General features: G+C 64.4%; 15 protein-coding genes. 5 read left to right on the top strand and 10 right to left on the bottom strand.

Annotated elements, in window-relative coordinates; all coding sequences use genetic code 11:
- Positions 1-2 precede the first annotated feature (2 nt).
- The 3 genes from AWC31_RS22865 (at position 3) to AWC31_RS22855 (ending at position 2,360) form a co-directional block, all read left to right on the top strand.
- Positions 3-851 carry an alpha/beta fold hydrolase gene (locus AWC31_RS22865; protein ID WP_085146221.1) on the top strand — a complete coding sequence of 283 codons (849 nt, stop codon included), beginning with the start codon at positions 3-5 and terminating at the stop codon, positions 849-851.
- A gap of 45 nt (positions 852-896) precedes the next feature.
- Positions 897-1,697 carry a bifunctional hydroxymethylpyrimidine kinase/phosphomethylpyrimidine kinase gene (thiD, locus tag AWC31_RS22860; RefSeq protein ID WP_085146220.1) on the top strand — a complete coding sequence of 267 codons (801 nt, stop codon included), beginning with the start codon at positions 897-899 and terminating at the stop codon, positions 1,695-1,697.
- Between the two features lie 90 nt (positions 1,698-1,787).
- Positions 1,788-2,360, top strand: a complete 573-nt coding sequence (locus AWC31_RS22855; RefSeq protein WP_067857920.1) for a Uma2 family endonuclease — start codon at positions 1,788-1,790, stop codon at positions 2,358-2,360.
- Positions 2,361-2,387: 27 nt separating this feature from the next.
- Here AWC31_RS22855 and AWC31_RS22850 read toward each other — a convergent pair whose 3' ends face one another.
- The 10 genes from AWC31_RS22850 to AWC31_RS22810 all read right to left on the bottom strand — a co-directional run bounded on the left by AWC31_RS22850 (position 2,388) and on the right by AWC31_RS22810 (position 11,213).
- Complete coding sequence (locus AWC31_RS22850; protein WP_234816959.1) at positions 2,388-2,744, bottom strand: cupin domain-containing protein; 357 nt, start codon at positions 2,742-2,744, stop codon at positions 2,388-2,390.
- Between the two features lie 27 nt (positions 2,745-2,771).
- Positions 2,772-4,187, bottom strand: coding sequence for an NAD(P)/FAD-dependent oxidoreductase (locus tag AWC31_RS22845; RefSeq protein ID WP_085146219.1), 1,416 nt, complete (start codon positions 4,185-4,187; stop codon positions 2,772-2,774).
- 30 nt (positions 4,188-4,217) lie between these two features.
- On the bottom strand, positions 4,218-5,351 hold the full coding sequence (locus tag AWC31_RS22840; RefSeq protein WP_085146218.1) for an ABC transporter ATP-binding protein: 1,134 nt from the start codon (positions 5,349-5,351) through the stop codon (positions 4,218-4,220).
- Positions 5,341-6,120 carry an ABC transporter permease gene (locus AWC31_RS22835; RefSeq protein ID WP_234816958.1) on the bottom strand — a complete coding sequence of 260 codons (780 nt, stop codon included), beginning with the start codon at positions 6,118-6,120 and terminating at the stop codon, positions 5,341-5,343. Before AWC31_RS22835 ends, AWC31_RS22840 begins: the two co-directional genes overlap by 11 nt.
- A gap of 17 nt (positions 6,121-6,137) precedes the next feature.
- The gene (locus tag AWC31_RS22830) at positions 6,138-7,037 is read right to left on the bottom strand and encodes an ABC transporter permease (protein WP_085146217.1); all 900 of its coding nucleotides are present in this window, start codon (positions 7,035-7,037) and stop codon (positions 6,138-6,140) included.
- A 14-nt stretch (positions 7,038-7,051) separates the two neighbouring features.
- Positions 7,052-8,185: an ABC transporter substrate-binding protein gene (locus AWC31_RS22825; RefSeq protein WP_234816957.1), complete on the bottom strand. Its 1,134-nt coding sequence runs from the start codon at positions 8,183-8,185 to the stop codon at positions 7,052-7,054.
- 10 nt (positions 8,186-8,195) lie between these two features.
- A complete protein-coding gene (locus tag AWC31_RS22820) occupies positions 8,196-8,783 on the bottom strand; it encodes a type II toxin-antitoxin system RelB family anti-toxin (RefSeq protein WP_067857935.1) in 588 nt (195 codons plus the stop codon).
- 257 nt (positions 8,784-9,040) lie between these two features.
- Positions 9,041-10,231, bottom strand: coding sequence for an FAD-dependent oxidoreductase (locus tag AWC31_RS22815; protein ID WP_085146371.1), 1,191 nt, complete (start codon positions 10,229-10,231; stop codon positions 9,041-9,043).
- Between the two features lie 139 nt (positions 10,232-10,370).
- Entirely contained in the window at positions 10,371-10,538 is a 168-nt protein-coding gene (locus AWC31_RS37500) for a hypothetical protein (RefSeq protein ID WP_165766040.1), read from the bottom strand.
- A gap of 189 nt (positions 10,539-10,727) precedes the next feature.
- The gene (locus AWC31_RS22810; RefSeq protein WP_085146370.1) at positions 10,728-11,213 is read right to left on the bottom strand and encodes an Lrp/AsnC family transcriptional regulator; all 486 of its coding nucleotides are present in this window, start codon (positions 11,211-11,213) and stop codon (positions 10,728-10,730) included.
- Between the two features lie 267 nt (positions 11,214-11,480).
- Between AWC31_RS22810 and AWC31_RS22805 the strand changes: the two genes are divergently transcribed.
- Both AWC31_RS22805 and AWC31_RS22800 read left to right on the top strand, forming a co-directional pair.
- Positions 11,481-13,832 (top strand): thiamine pyrophosphate-binding protein, encoded by a 2,352-nt coding sequence (locus AWC31_RS22805; RefSeq protein ID WP_085146216.1) that lies wholly within the window; start codon positions 11,481-11,483, stop codon positions 13,830-13,832.
- On the top strand, positions 13,829-14,890 hold the full coding sequence (locus tag AWC31_RS22800) for a 2-oxo acid dehydrogenase subunit E2 (protein ID WP_085146215.1): 1,062 nt from the start codon (positions 13,829-13,831) through the stop codon (positions 14,888-14,890). Before AWC31_RS22805 ends, AWC31_RS22800 begins: the two co-directional genes overlap by 4 nt.
- The last annotated feature ends 38 nt before the right edge of the window (positions 14,891-14,928 follow it).

Genomic DNA, 14,928 nt, shown 5'->3' with positions numbered 1-14,928 from the left:
TGGTGCCGGCAATCACTGAGTGGCCTTTGCAGCAGATCGAAACGAACGGCATCGTCGCCAACACGGCGATCGTCGGCGAAGGGCCGGCAATCCTATTGCTGCACGGGTTTCCCCACACCTGGCGGCTCTGGACGGACGTCATTCCGGCGCTGGCCCGCCATCATCGCGTCATCGCCCCTGACCTTAGGGGGTTGGGCGCGAGTACCCACCCGGTCGACGGCTACGACGCCGCCAGCTTGGCAACCGACGCTGAAGGACTGCTCGAAGCGCTCGGCGAACCGCAGGCCGACGTCGTCGGAATTGATCTGGGCACGTCGCCGGCATTTCTCCTGGCGATGCGCCGCCCAAGCCGAGTCAGGCGGCTCGTCGTGATGGAATCCGTGCTGGGGACGTTGCCCGGCGCCGAGGACTTCCTGGCCGGCGGGCCACCCTGGTGGTTCGGTTTCCATCAGGCACCGGACCTCGCCGAGACTGTCCTGACCGGCAACGAAGAGTCCTACATCGGCTGGTTTCTGTCCGCCGGAACCCTCGGGCGTGGAGTCCCGCCAGACATCCATCGCCATTTCGTGAATGCATACACGGGCCGTGGCGCGCTCCGCAGCGCCTTCGCCCACTACCGCGCGATGCCGACGACCGCGCGCCAGATCGCCGCAGCGACAGCGAAGAGTCGTCTGACCGTGCCGACCCTTGCCATCGGTTCACATCCCGTGGGCGACGCGCTCGCACGTCAACTGCGGCCCCTTGCCGACGATCTCACCGAGCACGTGATCGCCGACTGCGGCCACATCATCCCGCTCGACCGGCCCGACCTTCTCATTCCGCTGTTGCTGCGTTTTTTGTCGGGCACCTAGCTCTGCCGACACGGCTCGGCTGAACGGTGTCGTAGGCTCGAAGACGTGGTTGACCAGGCATATGTCATCGCCGGATCCGAAGCGACCGGCGGTGCCGGACTCCAAGCTGACCTGCGGACGTTCCAGCAGTTAGGTACGTACGGCGTCGGCACGGTGACGTGCATCGTGTCGTTCGATCCCAAGGCGAACTGGGGACATCGGTTCGTGCCCGTCGACCCGCAGGTCATCGCCGACCAGATCGAAGCGGCGACATCGGCCTACGACCTCGATGTCGTCAAGATCGGCATGTTGGGCACGCCGGCCACCATCGACGTCGTCGCACAGGCGCTCGCGGGTCAGTCCTGGCAGCACGTCGTCGTGGACCCCGTCCTGATCTGCAAAGGCCAGGAACCGGGCGCCGCCCTCGACACCGACACCGCGCTCCGTCGGCAGATCCTGCCGCTCGCGACCGTCACCACGCCGAATCTGTTCGAGGCTCGCACGCTGGCCGGTATGGACGAGATCTCGACGGTCGATGATCTCGTCGAAGCCGCTCGACGCATCGCCGACCTCGGTCCGCGTTACGTCGTCGTGAAAGGCGGAGTCGAGTTCCCCGGCGACGACGCCGTCGATGTCTTCTTCGACGGCAGCGACGCCGAAATCCTGCGTGCGCCCAAGGTCGGCCACGCACGCGTCGCCGGAGCGGGATGCACACTCGCGGCTGCCATCACCGCCGAACTCGCCAAGGGCACCGACGTCGGCGACGCCGTGTCTCGGGCCAAAGAATTCACCACCGCCGGGATCGTCGAGCGGGTGAGCGGCAATACGCCGTTCGACGCGGTGTGGCAGGGCGCCGGCGGGAGGTAGGTGTTTCTTGTCGGTGCCAGCTGGGATGCTTCGTTTCGAGCGAAGCCGTGAGCAGGCGTAGCCTGCTCTGAAGGGATGTGGAGGTGCACGGTGGCGGGATTGGCCGAGTTTCCGCGTGACCTGGTGACGCTCGAAGAGTGGGATGCGCTTGAGCTGGACGAGGCGCGTCGCTGGGAGCTCGTCGAGGGGGGCATCGTCATGACACCGCGGCCGCGTCCGCTACATCAAGTGGTGTCGTTCAATCTTGCGCAAGTGATCCGGGCGGCGCTGCCTGCTTCGCTGGCGGTGCTGCTCGAGGTCGAGGTTACGGTCGAGGCGCGCTTCCCGCCAACCGTGCGCGACCCCGACTTGGTTGTGGTCAAACGCAGTGTGGTAGATCGCAATCCGGTCCGCATCGACGCGTCAGACGTCGTTCTGGTAGTCGAGATCGTTTCACCCGGTTCGCGTCGAACTGACCGGGTGATGAAGGCCTACGAGTACGCGAAGGCCGGCATCGAGCACTACTGGATCGTCGATCTCGACACCGACCCGGACGAGCGGTTCCTCGCCCACGTTCTGCGGGGCGACGCCTATCACCGAGTCGGATCCCTCGACGAGGATCGAGTACGAACGGAAGAGCCTCTCGCACTGGACTTCACGCTTGAGGACCTGACCCGACCCTGACGCCCGACGTCGCAGAAAACGCGCTTGCTACGCGTCGATCAAGACGAACGACTTCCGGATCGTCTCGTGGACAACCCACGTACCGCGCCATCCGCGGGGTAGGACCAGCAGTGACCCCGGGCCAATGTCAGCGGATGAGCCATCTTCGCCGGTGACGGTGCCGTGCCCGGACACGATGTGGCACACCTCGGTCGCCTTGCTGCGGTCGGCCGTGAATTCGCCCGGCCCACACTCCCAGATCCCGACCGAGGTCTCACCGTCGCCCCACAGGTCCAGCGACGACTCCATCTGGTTGCTCTTGCTCGTCGGCTTGGGTTGCGCTGCGGGAAGATCGGTCCCTTCCGCGGGGGCATGACGCAGGCTGACGCTGAAATCGACTGACACAGTTCCCTCCTCGTATTCTCGCCGTGGTCAGCGACCGGTGATCATGTTGGCGATCCGGGCGATCCGGCTGGTCTTGGGCAGGTCACGTTCAGTTTCTCGACGGTCGGCCATCCGGTAGAGCACATACATACTCTGCACGCCAAGCCATCTGAGTGGCTCCGGCTCCCACCGGCGCACTCGGCGCCCGACCCACGGCAGCCGGGTCACGGGTGTGTCGCGTTTGAGGACCAGGTCGGCGAGTGTGCGCCCGGCAAGGTTGGTCGTGGTCAAGCCGCTACCGACATAGCCGCCTGCCGTTCCCAGACCGGTCACCGGGTCGAGGTCGACGGTGGCCGTCCAGTCTCGCGGCACGCCGAGAACACCACACCAGGCGTGCACGATCGGAATCGACGCCGTCGCCGGGAACATGTCGTGCATGAGCTCGGTCAGCGCATTGATGGTCCACTGTTGCGTGGCCCCATTTGTGTCGGTCTTCGAGCCGAAGCGGTACGGAATTCCGCGACCGCCCAGCGCGATTCGATTGTCAGCGGTGCGCTGGGCGTACATGTAGCCGTGTGCGTAGTCGCCGAGCAGTTCGGCGCCGCGCCAACCGATCTGGTCGGCCGCTTCCGGCGTCAGCGGTGCGGTGACGATCATCGACGAGTTCATCGGAAGCCAATCACGGCGCTGTCCTTCGAGGGTGGCCGTGAAACCTTCCAAGCACCGCAGGACGATCGGCGCACGCACGACACCACGGTCGGTGATTGCGCGGCCCTGCTCGATCCCGGTGACCGTGGTGCCCTCATAGATCGTGACGCCGGCCGCTTCCACGGCCCGGGCCAGACCGAGCACCAGCTTCGCGGGTTGTACACGTGCGCAGTGCGGACTGAACATTCCGCCCAACGCGCCTGCGACGCGGATCCGGTCGTCCATCTCGTCGCGGCTCAGCGCGACGAAATCCTCCGGCGCTGCGCCCCATTGCTGTTCATAGCGCACCGACTCGTAGAGGCGGCCCAATTGTGCGCGTGTCCGGGCGACGTGCAGAAGCCCGTCCTTGGCGATGTCGGCGTCGATACCCTCGGCCTTGGCGACCGAGATGACCTCGTCGACCGCGCCGCGCATCGCCCGCATGAGGTCGACGACGCCCTCGCGGCCATGGGTCGAGGCGTAGGCGTCGCGACTACCGGCCAGCTCCGCCGACAGCCATCCGCCGTTGCGCCCGGACGCGCCGAAGCCGGCGAATTCGCGCTCCAGCAGGACGATCCGGAGATCCGGCTGCTCTCGCTTGAGGTAGTAGGCAGTCCACAGACCCGTCAGACCGGCGCCGACGATGCAGACGTCGGCCTCCTGGTCTCCCGGAAGCGCCGGTCGCCGCTTCGGCAGGCCGATCGAGCGGTACCAGAACGACACGTCGCCGTTGATGAACTTCGTCGGATCGCCGACTGTGCTGCCGCCGGTGGGCATGGGTGTGCTCCTGTTCGTCATGCGTGGTCGTCAGAGGGACGCGGTCGCGGCCTGCTTCGGCGCCGCCGGCTGCGGGTCACCGGACGCGAGAATCGCGGAATCGTCGGGGTGGAAGGTGAGCCAGATGCGGTCGCCGGCACTGGCCGAGCTGATGGCACCGGCACTTTCGCGCACCAGCACGATCGTGTCGTCATCGAGACGGACCTCGACCTTGCGGGAGTTTCCGAGGTAGATGTGCTGCACGACGGTGCCCGGCACCGCGTTGACCGAGCTAGGCCGTGGCCCGTCGGGCTCGATACGGATGCGTTCGGGCCGCACCACGACCGCGACACCCGCCCCGCGGGTGTGCTCGGGGCCACGGACCGCGGAGAGGTGATGGCCGTTGGAGTCGGCCTCGCGCCCACCATCGGACACCCCGTGGAACAGTGACGACTCGCCGAGGAACTGCGCCACGAACAGGGTGTTCGGATACTCGTAGAGCTCTGTGGGGGAACCGATTTGTTCGATACGCGCGTTGTTGAACACCGCGATGCGATCCGAGAGGATCAGCGCCTCGTCCTGGTCATGGGTGACGTAGACGAACGTCGTGCCGAGATCTGAGTGGATGCGCTTGATCTCCAGCTGCAACGAGTCACGCAGCTTCTTGTCGAGGGCGCCGAGCGGTTCGTCCATCAGCAGCACACGGGGGCTGTAAACCATCGCTCTGGCGAGCGCGACGCGCTGCTGTTGACCGCCCGACAGCTCCTTGGGCCTGCGCTTGCCGAGGTGGCCGAGGCCGACCATCTCCAGCGCTTGTGCGACCAGCGTGCGCCGCTCGGCCGCGGGGATCTTGCGCTGCCGCAGGGGATATTCGACGTTCTGCGCCACCGTCATGTGTGGAAACAGTGCGTAGTGCTGGAACACCATGCCGATATTCCGTTTGTACGGCGGGAGATTCGTGACCGCACGGCCGTCGATGAGTAGCTCCCCCGACGTGACGTCGGCGAATCCCGCGATCATGTTCAGCGTCGTGGTCTTACCGGAGCCACTGGGCCCCAGCAGGGTCAAGAACTCTCCCGGGCGGGCCTCCAGATCGATGGAGTCCACCGCGGTGAAGTCCCCGTAACGCTTCGTCAGGTTACGCATGGTGATCGAAGCGCCCTGGGGTGAGCGGTCATCCGACATTTCGTCTCCTCGTCGCATAGATGCTCGCAAGGACCGTGACGACGGTCGTGAGGGCAAGGATGAGCGTTGCCGCGGCCGCGATGGTCGGGTCGGTGTCGCGAGTCACCGACGAGTACATCCGCACGGGCAACGTCTGCAGGTACGGGCTTTGGATGAACAGCGACAGCACGACCTCGTCGAAGCTGGTGGCGAATGCGAACACCGCCCCGGACAACACTCCGGGCGCCACGAGCGGCAAGGTCACGGTACGGAACGCGGTCCATCGCCCGGCCCCGCAGATCGCCGCGGCGTCTTCCAGGCGCCGATCGAATCCTTGCAGGCTGGCCATCACCGGGATGATGACGAACGGCAGGGCCAGAACGCTGTGCGCCACAACGAATCCGAAGGTGGTACCGAGCAGGTTCAGCCGCAGGAACAACGCGTAGAGCCCGATCGCGATCACGATGACCGGCACCAACATCGGCGCCAGCAGGAGCGCCCTGAGGCCTTGCTGGCCGAAGAAGCGGGTACGACTCAGCGCGAGGGCCGCTGCGGTACCGCACACCGTCGCCACGATGGCGACCAGCACGCCGACCTGGATGCTGGCCTGCAGGGCTGCCATCCAGGAGGGATCGGAGAAGAAGTTGGCGTACCACTGCGTCGACCAGCCCTCGGGCGGGAACGTGAACGTCGGACGATCGGTGAAGCTCAGCGGGATCACGACGAGCGACGGCGCGACGAGCCAGAGCGCGACAATGCCGCAGAACAGCAACAGTAGGGTCCGCCACACGGTGTTCAGTCGACTGTTCATGCTCGCAGCCCCTGCCGGTTCGCCCGACGCAGCGCCAGCGCGAGCACTGCGAGCACCAGAAACGTCAGGACCAGCAGCACCACACCCATCGCTCCGCCCTTGCCCCACTGCAACAGGCTGCTGACCTGCGCGTAGATCTGCTGACTGATGAGCGCGTTGTCGGGCGAGCCCAACAACGCCGGGGTCACGTAGAAGCCGAGACTGCTGATGAACACCATCAAACAACCCGCACCGACGCCCGGAAGGGTCAGTGGCACCCACACCCGCAGGAACGAGACGATGGGCCGCGCCCCCAGGCTCGACGACGCCAGGACGAGCCGGCGATCGATGCCGGCCATCACCGCGTAGAGCGGTAACACCATGAACGGCAACAAGATCTGGCTCATGCCGATCACCACACCGAGGTTGGTGCGAATGAGATGCACGTCGCCCAGCCCGATCGCGGTCAGCACCGAGTGCAACGGACCGTTGTCCGCCAACAGGATCACCCAGGAGAACGTTCGGACCATGAGGCTGGTCCAGAACGGCACCAGCACAAGCATCGTCAGCAACGCGCGCACCTTGGGCCCGAACGCGACCATCGCGTACGCGTAGGGATACCCGATCACCAGGCAGACGATGGTGACGATCAGCCCCGTGGTGAACGTCCTGGCCAGCACGTCACGTTGCACGGGATCGGTCAGGTACCACGCGAAATTGCCCAAACCCAGTTCGGGTTCGCTGAGGGCTCGCCACAGCATGATGCCGAGTGGCACGACGAACACGCCGAGGACGAGAACCACTGCGGGGAGGAGCAATCCGACGGTGCCGCCGCGTCGTCGTTTGGCACCGACCGGCAGTTCATCGGGTGCTTGGCGGGACGTGCTCGGTCCCGACAATGCATCGATTACGGTCATAGCGTCGAATCCTGTTAGCCGGCAAGCCAGTCCGTGTATGCGGTGACGAGCTTGTCGTGGTTCTCAGCCCAGTAGGGCAGGTCGATCGGGAACTTGTCCTTCTCCCGTTCTGGTGTCGTCGTCAAATACGACTTGGCCAGATCGTCGAGTTGAGGCTTGGAGTCGACGTTGACCGGGCTGTACGAGGTGAGCTCGGCGAGCTTCGCCTGCTGCTGGGCACCGAGATAGAAGTTGATGAGCGCCATGGACGCCTTCGGGTTCTTGGCATTCTTCGGCACCGCGATGGTGTCTGCCTCGGGCATCCACTGGTTCCACATCGGAGCGAACGGTGCGCCGTTCTTAACGGCCGCGTACGCGCGGCCACTCCACAGCACGGCCATGTCGACCTGCCCCGACTCGACGAGCTGCTGGGCTTGAGCTCCGGTGGTCCAGAACACGCTGTCGTCGCGAATACTCGACATCTTGCGCAGCGCGCGATCCACGTCGAGCGGATACATCTGATCGGGTGCGACACCGTCGGCCAGCAAGGCGCCTTCGAACACGCCCGGGTCTACTTCGCCGGAAATGCCTTGCACGGCGCGCTTTCCGGGGAACTTGGCCGTGTCGTAGAAATCGGCCCAGCTCTTCGGCGGGTTGGCACCGTACTTTTCGGTGTTGTAGATGACGATCAGCCCGTACTGCATGGCGGGCACCGAACAGTCGTCGGTCTTGGCGCCAGCCGGAATCTTGCTGACATCAACGATGCTCGTGTCGATCGGTACGAACAGGTCGCCGCAGTTGCGCGCGGTGAACACGTTGGTCGAGTCGATGACGTCCCAGGTGACGTTTCCGGACTCCACCTGGCTCTTGATCTTCGAGTTGTCCGTCGGGCCGTCTTGAAGGATGCGCGCGCCGGACTCCTGCGCGAAGGGATCGACCGCGGCTTTCATCTGGCCGTCTTGGTAGATGCCGCCGTACGAGACGAAGGTGAGCGTAACGCCTTTGAGCGCATCGGCTTTCACGGTGCCGGCCTGCGGCGGACCGCTGCCCAGATCAACGTCTGCGGCGCTGCCCGGACCGGCCGGGGTACATCCGGCGGCGATGACCGTCGTGACGAACAACGACGCGGCGGTCAGGGGCAGGTGTCGGCGTGGTGAGAAAGCGGCCACGGATCACTCCTTATATTGTGGGCGGGCTGACGATCCAGAGCAGTTCGGCAGGCTCCGTGCTTTGGTTGTGAACGGTGTGCGGCACAGATGTCCGGTATTCGGCGCTGTCGCCGGCCTCCAGGTGATGCATCACGCCGTCGAGCTCGAGCACGATGCTGCCGGCGATGACCAGCAAGATCTCCTGCGAGTCGTCGTGAACGTAGGCCTCTCCGGCGGTGCCTCCGGGCGCGAACTCGGCGACGTACACCTCGAGATTGCGCAATGGCTTCTGGGAGAGAAGGTATTTCGCGCTTGTATCCGAGACGTGGATCTCGGGCCGGTCCCGCTTGCGCAGAATGCGCGCGCCGTTCGCGTGATGGTCGGTGAACAGGTCGGGCAGGGTGACTCCGAGTTCCTCGCACAATCGGCGCAGCGTGCCCACGCTGGCATTTACCTGCCCGCGTTCCAATTGGCTGAGGAATCCGGGAGATGTCGCCGCACGCGTGGCGAGATCACGCAGGGTCAGCTTGCGCGCCAGGCGGAACTCCCGAATGCGGGCACCCAGGTCGGACTCTGCCGCCGCGGGCTTTGTCGCCGCATCCGCGTTCTCAGATTGCATGGATATGGAACGTCCGTTCGTGTGAGTAGATCGGAGTTTCTGTCTCACTAAACAAGTTGTTCGTTGAACGTAGGGGATTGCTTGCTGTGACGCAACCCCTACGCTTGCGCGGGTTGTGACCGGGATCTCATGGGCAGCGCGAAACGCCCAGGTAAGTAATGCGCCGAACGGCGAATGGTCAGCGGCTGACCGGCTGACGTGTGGTGAGAGAAATGTACGTCAACGCGCGAACGCGCGCGCGTCGAACGCGTACCGCGTCAGTGCCTACCGAGGGCGTGCGGGCCGGTATGCACGGGCAGCCCGGCTTCGAAGCGAGCCATCGACATCGCCGCGACGTCGGGATCAGCGGTGCGGCCCTCGGCGAGATCGGCCAGCACCTCGCCCATGAGGGCCGAGTACTTGAACCCCTCCCCCGAATCGCCACAGGCGAGTACGACGCCGTCTGGCAACGCGTCGATGACGAACTTGCCGTCGGGCGAATCGGTCCACGAACAGACATGTGCGCCAAGCACTGTGGGCTTCACCGACGTCAAATCCCGCTCGACGCGGTCTCTCAGCAGTGCCGTGCGCATGACATCCGGAGTGCGATCGAGGTCTGCGTCATCGTAGGACCGCAACGGCAGGTCGAGGCCGATCTTGTAGCCGATACCTGGAGACGGCATGGCATAGATGCCCGCGATGTCACCGCGCGGACCGTCGAACAGACACGGGTGATCGTCTGTCGCAGTGGGGCTTTCCGGATCACCGAAGTGCACGGTTTGTTCGAGATAGGGATGCAGGGGTAGATCCACACCGATCGTCTCGAGCAATCGAGGCGTTCCCGGGCCGGCCGCGACGACCACTACGTCGGCGTCCTCTGCGGTGTGATCGTCGAACTGCACCCGGACACCGTGACCGCCCGCGTCGATGCCCGTCACCGTGCGACCGAACGACTCCATACCCCCGCCGGCGAGGAACAGCCGCTCCTGAGCGCGCAGCGATTCTTCGGCGAGAACGACACCGGCCGCCGGCTGCCAGACCGCGGCTCGCCCATCCGGCCGCAGACCGGGAAAGAACGTCGCGACGTCGCGATCGTCGACCACGGTGTGGTCGACGTCGAATCGCTGCATCATGTTGACCAGATCCGGCAGGGATTCGTCATCACGCCAAAGCAATCCGCGCTTCAGAAACACCGTTGACTGCGACCGCTCCGCAAGACGTTCCATGGCATCGATACCCCGCAACGCCATGCGCACCCGCACCGGATCGGGGTCGGCGATCCGCCACAGCCGGGTCGGGCCAGACGAAGACGACTCCGCGTTGAGCGGCTCATACCGGTCGACGAGCGTGACCCGATGGCCCCGCCTCACCAGCTCGGCGGCAGTGGGTAGACCCCATGCTCCGGCACCGATCACCACACATTTCATCGCAGACCGCACACCGCGATACTGCACTACCTCGGTTGTCATCGGCAACGAGGGTTGGTCGGGCACTCGCTGAACCGGTTGTGTTGCAAGGGTTCAGCCTGCGCATCGGTACGGCCCTCTCCTAAACAACGACAGAGGCGGGGCACCCGATCAAGGTGCCCCGCCTCTGTGTCGTCGCGTGTCAGCGGCCGTTGCCGAACGTCGGCGTGATATCACCGACCGTGGCCTGATGCTGAATGTCATGCACCCACTGATGATGGGTCACATCGGCCTGAGCCGGCGCAGCCAAACCAACCAGGGCGGCAGCAAAACCGGTGACAATGGCGCCGGCAAATCCAAACTTCTTCATGGCAAAGCCCCTTCTGTCTCAGATTCGAGCCGTGGCAGATGTCGCGGTTCGGATGTCTCCTCCACCGGTTCGGGGGATTCCTACCCGGTCTGACACCCACAACAGCCCGCCCAACCCGGTTAATTCCACTGGCAGAAATTGACCGCCACCTGGCAGAAACCCGAACACTTAAACGTCGGCCAGACGTACCTATTTTTCTGTCTCAGCGAGCTTCTCCAGAAGCGGCGTCAGCCGGAAGTCGACGAGCTTGCGCATCACCAGCGATGTGTTCGTCTGCTCGACGCCGTCGATGTCGAGTATCTGGCCTGCTACTCGGTAGAGATCATCGGCCTCGCGGGCGACGACGTGGATCAGCAGATCGGTCGCGCCTGCAAGCCCTTGTACTTCGATGACCTCGGGAACCTGCTCCAGCGCCTGGGCTATAGCCGCTAGCTTGCGCTGCGTGACGCGGGTCAGGATGAACGCGGTCAACGGGTAGCCCAGGGTGGCTGGGTCGATGCGCCGCTCGAACGAGCGCAGCACGCCGAGCTGTTCCAGTTTGTTGATGCGCGCCTGGACGGTATTTCGCGATAACTGCGTCTTGTCGGCCAATGCGATCACCGTGGCCCGGGGATCGGCGTTGAGCGCCTTGAGGATCCGAGCATCAAGGGTGTCGACCCTGGTTTCCGTGGACAAAATGACAACCTCCAACCGATGGACCGACCGCCATCTGAGCAAAATGCCCAATCTAGCGGCTCGAACTTGTCCAAAGTGTAGTTCGATGCTCGACTTAATAGCGAGTTCTGCACCCCTTAGAGCTCCGACGGCCGTGTCAGCCCGCCCCGCAGCGCCTGTGCTCTCACCCGAGCCCGTGTACCGCGACGGGTCTTCGCCGTGTTCACGACCTGAGCACGGCGAAGGCCGGTCGAACAATCTCAGAACTCGCAAGCAAGGAAGCCACCGATGGACCGCTCGCAATCAGTCGATGCATGGACTCATGTCGCCGACACGTCAGCAGACGCCTCCCTCCGCGAAATCGAGGACCGCGTGCTGTGGCTGTCGACGTCGATCGTCCACCACGCCAACCGTGTTCGGCCCAACCCGACGGGCCTGAAGGTGGGTGGCCATCAGGCCTCGTGTGCCTCTATGACATCGATCATGACGTCGCTGTGGTTCGAACAGCTCCAACCGGGCGATCGGGTTTCGGTGAAGCCGCATGCTTCCCCCGTACTGCACAGCATCAACTATCTGCTGGGCGAACTCGATCAGAAGTACCTGACCACGTTGCGGGAATTCGGCGGTCTGCAGTCTTATCCAAGTCGATCGAAAGACCCTGACCCCGTTGACTATTCGACCGGTTCGGTGGGAATTGGCGCGACTGCCCCGATCTGGGGCACGATCGCGCGCCGTTACGTCGACACACAAATCGGCGCCGCGGGCAAAGGTCGTCAGTACTCGTTGGTAGGCGACGCCGAACTTGACGAAGGGGCGGTGTGGGAAGCCATCTTGGACAACTCCGTTACCGAACTCGGGGAGATCGTCTGGATCGTCGACCTCAACCGCCAGTCACTCGACCGCGTCGTGCCCAACATCGCGGCCGGAAGGCTGGAGTCGATGTTCTCGGCCGCCGGGTGGCAAGTGATCAATGTGAAGTTCGGTGCCCAGCTCGAGGCGTTGTTCGCACAGAGCGGTGGGCCGGCACTGCGCACCCGCATCCTGGAGATGCCCAACCCCGAATACCAACGTCTGCTGCGCTGCTCAGCCGAGGAACTACGGGACAGGCTGCCCGGCAACAGAATAGGTGCCGACGAGATCTCCGCACTGATCGGCGACCTGGGGGACGACGCGTTGCTGGCCGCGATCCGCAATCTGGGCGGTCACGATCTCGGTGCACTGCGAGCCGCCTACGCCCAAATCGACGACACCCGGCCGACGGTGATCATCGCCTACACCATCAAAGGCCACCGACTGCCCACCCAGGGCCATCCCCAGAACCACTCGTCACTGCTCACGATCGAGCAGTACGAGCAGTTCGCCACCGAACTCGGAATGGACCCGAACAATCCTTGGTTACGCTTCGACACCGGTAGCGCACCCGCAGAGCTCTGCGCCAAGACCACCGAGAGGCTGCGGCGCGAGCCGGTGGCCCTGTCTACTCCCCCGGCAGTGCCCGTCGACACCGGTCGGACGCCCTCGGGCACGTCGTCGACCCAGGCCGCGCTCGGACGGGTTCTGCTCGACCTGAGCCGTCAAGCTCCTGACGCAGCCAAGCGCGTGGTCACTGTGAGCCCCGACGTCAGTTCGACGACGAACCTGGCGGGTTGGCTCAACAAGGTCGGCGTGTGGTCACCGAATGAACGGCGGAACTGGTTCGACGACGACCCGGAGACGATCATGCACTGGCGGGAGAAACCGACGGGACAGCACATGGAACTCGGCATCGCCGAGACCAATCTCGTCGGCCTGATCGGTGAGCTCGGCGCGACGTGGAGCCGATGGGGCCAGCCCCTTTTCCCGATCGGTGTGGTCTATGACCCGTTTGTGGAGCGCGCCCTCGAGCCGTGGTCCTACGGCATTTATGCAGGAGGGCAATCGATTCTGGTCGGGACGCCATCTGGGGTGTCGCTCGCAGCCGAGGGTGGTGCGCATCAATCCATCAAGACACCATCGATCGGACTCGAGCAACCCGGCTGCATCAGTTACGAGCCGGCATTCGCCATCGATGTCGAGTGGACGTTGCTCTCATGCATCGGCCGGCTGGGTCGGCCGGACGGTTCGTCGTCGTATGTGCGGCTGTCCACCCGACCGGTGGATCAAACTTTGGCGTCGGTTCCCAACGATCCCGCCGCCCGGGAACGCCGGAGAAAACAAGTTGTCGCCGGTGCATACCTGCTGCGCCGCGCAGGTGGCACACCCCAAGTCACTGTGGTCGGCATGGGAGCAATGATCACCGAATCCCTGCAGGCCGCCGATCGACTGGCCGAGCAAGGCATCGCCGCCGACGTCATCTGCGTGACCAGCCCCGGACTACTGTTCGACGGATTGCAAGCTCGCCGAGGGCTTTCCGAGAGCCCATCGTGGATTCTCGATCAGGTTTTCCCGGCCGATCGAGCCGCCCCCATGGTGACAGTGCTCGACGGGCACCCGCATACGTTGGCGTTCCTCACCGGTATCAACAATGTGACGGGAGCCGCTCTCGGGGTGAGCCGCTTCGGACAGGTCGGCTCGCTCGATGACGTCTACCGGTATCACGGCATCGACACCGACAGCATTGTCAGCGCAGCGCTCGACCTGACCGAACGGAACGTGAAATGACCACCACCACAAGCACTACCAACGTCGAGCTACCTGCACTCGGCGAGGCGGTGACCGAGGCCACCATCACCCGGTGGCTCAAGGCAGTAGGCGATGAGGTCGAGCACGACGAACCCCTGCTCGAAGTTGCCACCGACAAGGTCGACACCGAAGTCTGTTCGCCCGCAGCCGGGATCCTGGCTCAGATCATCGAGCCGGAGGACGCCGTGGTCGAAGTCGGCGCCGTCATCGCGGTGATCAGTGCGGCCGCACCAGCTTCCATCGAGGCCGGGCCCCCTGAGCCGGAGAACGTTCCGGCAGCCGCCGAGCCGGTACCGGCGCCCCAGCCAGCCGAAACACCAACGGACCGAGTCGAAAAGCTCCCGAGGATCCGGCGCACAATCGCCCAACGCATGCTGGCGTCACTGCAGACATCGGCGCAGTTGACGACAGTGATCGAAGTCGACCTGACCAATGTCGCAGCGGTGCGCAACCGCAACAAGGCGGAATTCCACGTCCGAACCGGTCATAAGCTGTCGTATCTGCCGTTCGTCGTCCGCGCTGCCGTGGAAGGCCTTGCCGCACATCCGGTTATCAACTCCTCACTGAACGCCGACTGCACCGAAGTCACCTACCACAGTGCCGTCCATCTCGGACTCGCCGTAGACAGCGACAAGGGCCTGATGGTGCCGGTGATCCGCAATGCCGAATCAATGACGTTGGCCGACTTGGCAGAGGCCATCGCAGCGTCGGCCCTGGCGGTGAGATCCGGCTCGATACGACCGGACGATCTGTCCGGAGGAACCTTCACCATCACCAACACCGGCAGCCGCGGCGCGCTGTTCGACACCCCGATCATCAACCAACCCCAGTCGGCCATCCTGGGTGTCGGCACAGTGGTCGAACGACTCGTACCTGCACGCGATGAGCTCGGCAACCTCCTGGTCAAAACCAGTTCAATGGCCTATCTTTCGTTGTCCTATGACCATCGGATCATCGACGGCGCCGACGCCGCGCGGTACCTCGCCACGGTGCGCGAGCGACTCGAACGAGGCTTCGACGACGCGGATCTTCGATGATTAACGAGCCCTCAACTTCAAGGCCTCCACTGTCACGA

The organism is Mycolicibacterium wolinskyi, assembly GCF_002101965.1.
Taxonomy (GTDB): Bacteria; Actinomycetota; Actinomycetes; order Mycobacteriales; family Mycobacteriaceae; genus Mycobacterium; species Mycobacterium wolinskyi.
This window is presented reverse-complemented; position numbering and strand designations above follow the sequence as displayed.

Excerpts from the sequence above, each read along its gene's own strand:
- AWC31_RS22845 (WP_085146219.1), bottom strand. The coding sequence starts at position 4,187 with ATGCCCACCGGCGGCAGCACAGTCGGCGATCCGACGAAGTTCATCAAC.
- AWC31_RS22840 (WP_085146218.1), bottom strand. The coding sequence starts at position 5,351 with ATGTCGGATGACCGCTCACCCCAGGGCGCTTCGATCACCATGCGTAAC.
- AWC31_RS22830 (WP_085146217.1), bottom strand. The coding sequence starts at position 7,037 with ATGACCGTAATCGATGCATTGTCGGGACCGAGCACGTCCCGCCAAGCA.
- AWC31_RS22820 (WP_067857935.1), bottom strand. The coding sequence starts at position 8,783 with ATGCAATCTGAGAACGCGGATGCGGCGACAAAGCCCGCGGCGGCAGAG.
- AWC31_RS22815 (WP_085146371.1), bottom strand. The coding sequence starts at position 10,231 with ATGACAACCGAGGTAGTGCAGTATCGCGGTGTGCGGTCTGCGATGAAA.
- AWC31_RS37500 (WP_165766040.1), bottom strand. The coding sequence starts at position 10,538 with ATGAAGAAGTTTGGATTTGCCGGCGCCATTGTCACCGGTTTTGCTGCC.
- AWC31_RS22805 (WP_085146216.1), top strand. The coding sequence starts at position 11,481 with ATGGACCGCTCGCAATCAGTCGATGCATGGACTCATGTCGCCGACACG.
- AWC31_RS22800 (WP_085146215.1), top strand. The coding sequence starts at position 13,829 with ATGACCACCACCACAAGCACTACCAACGTCGAGCTACCTGCACTCGGC.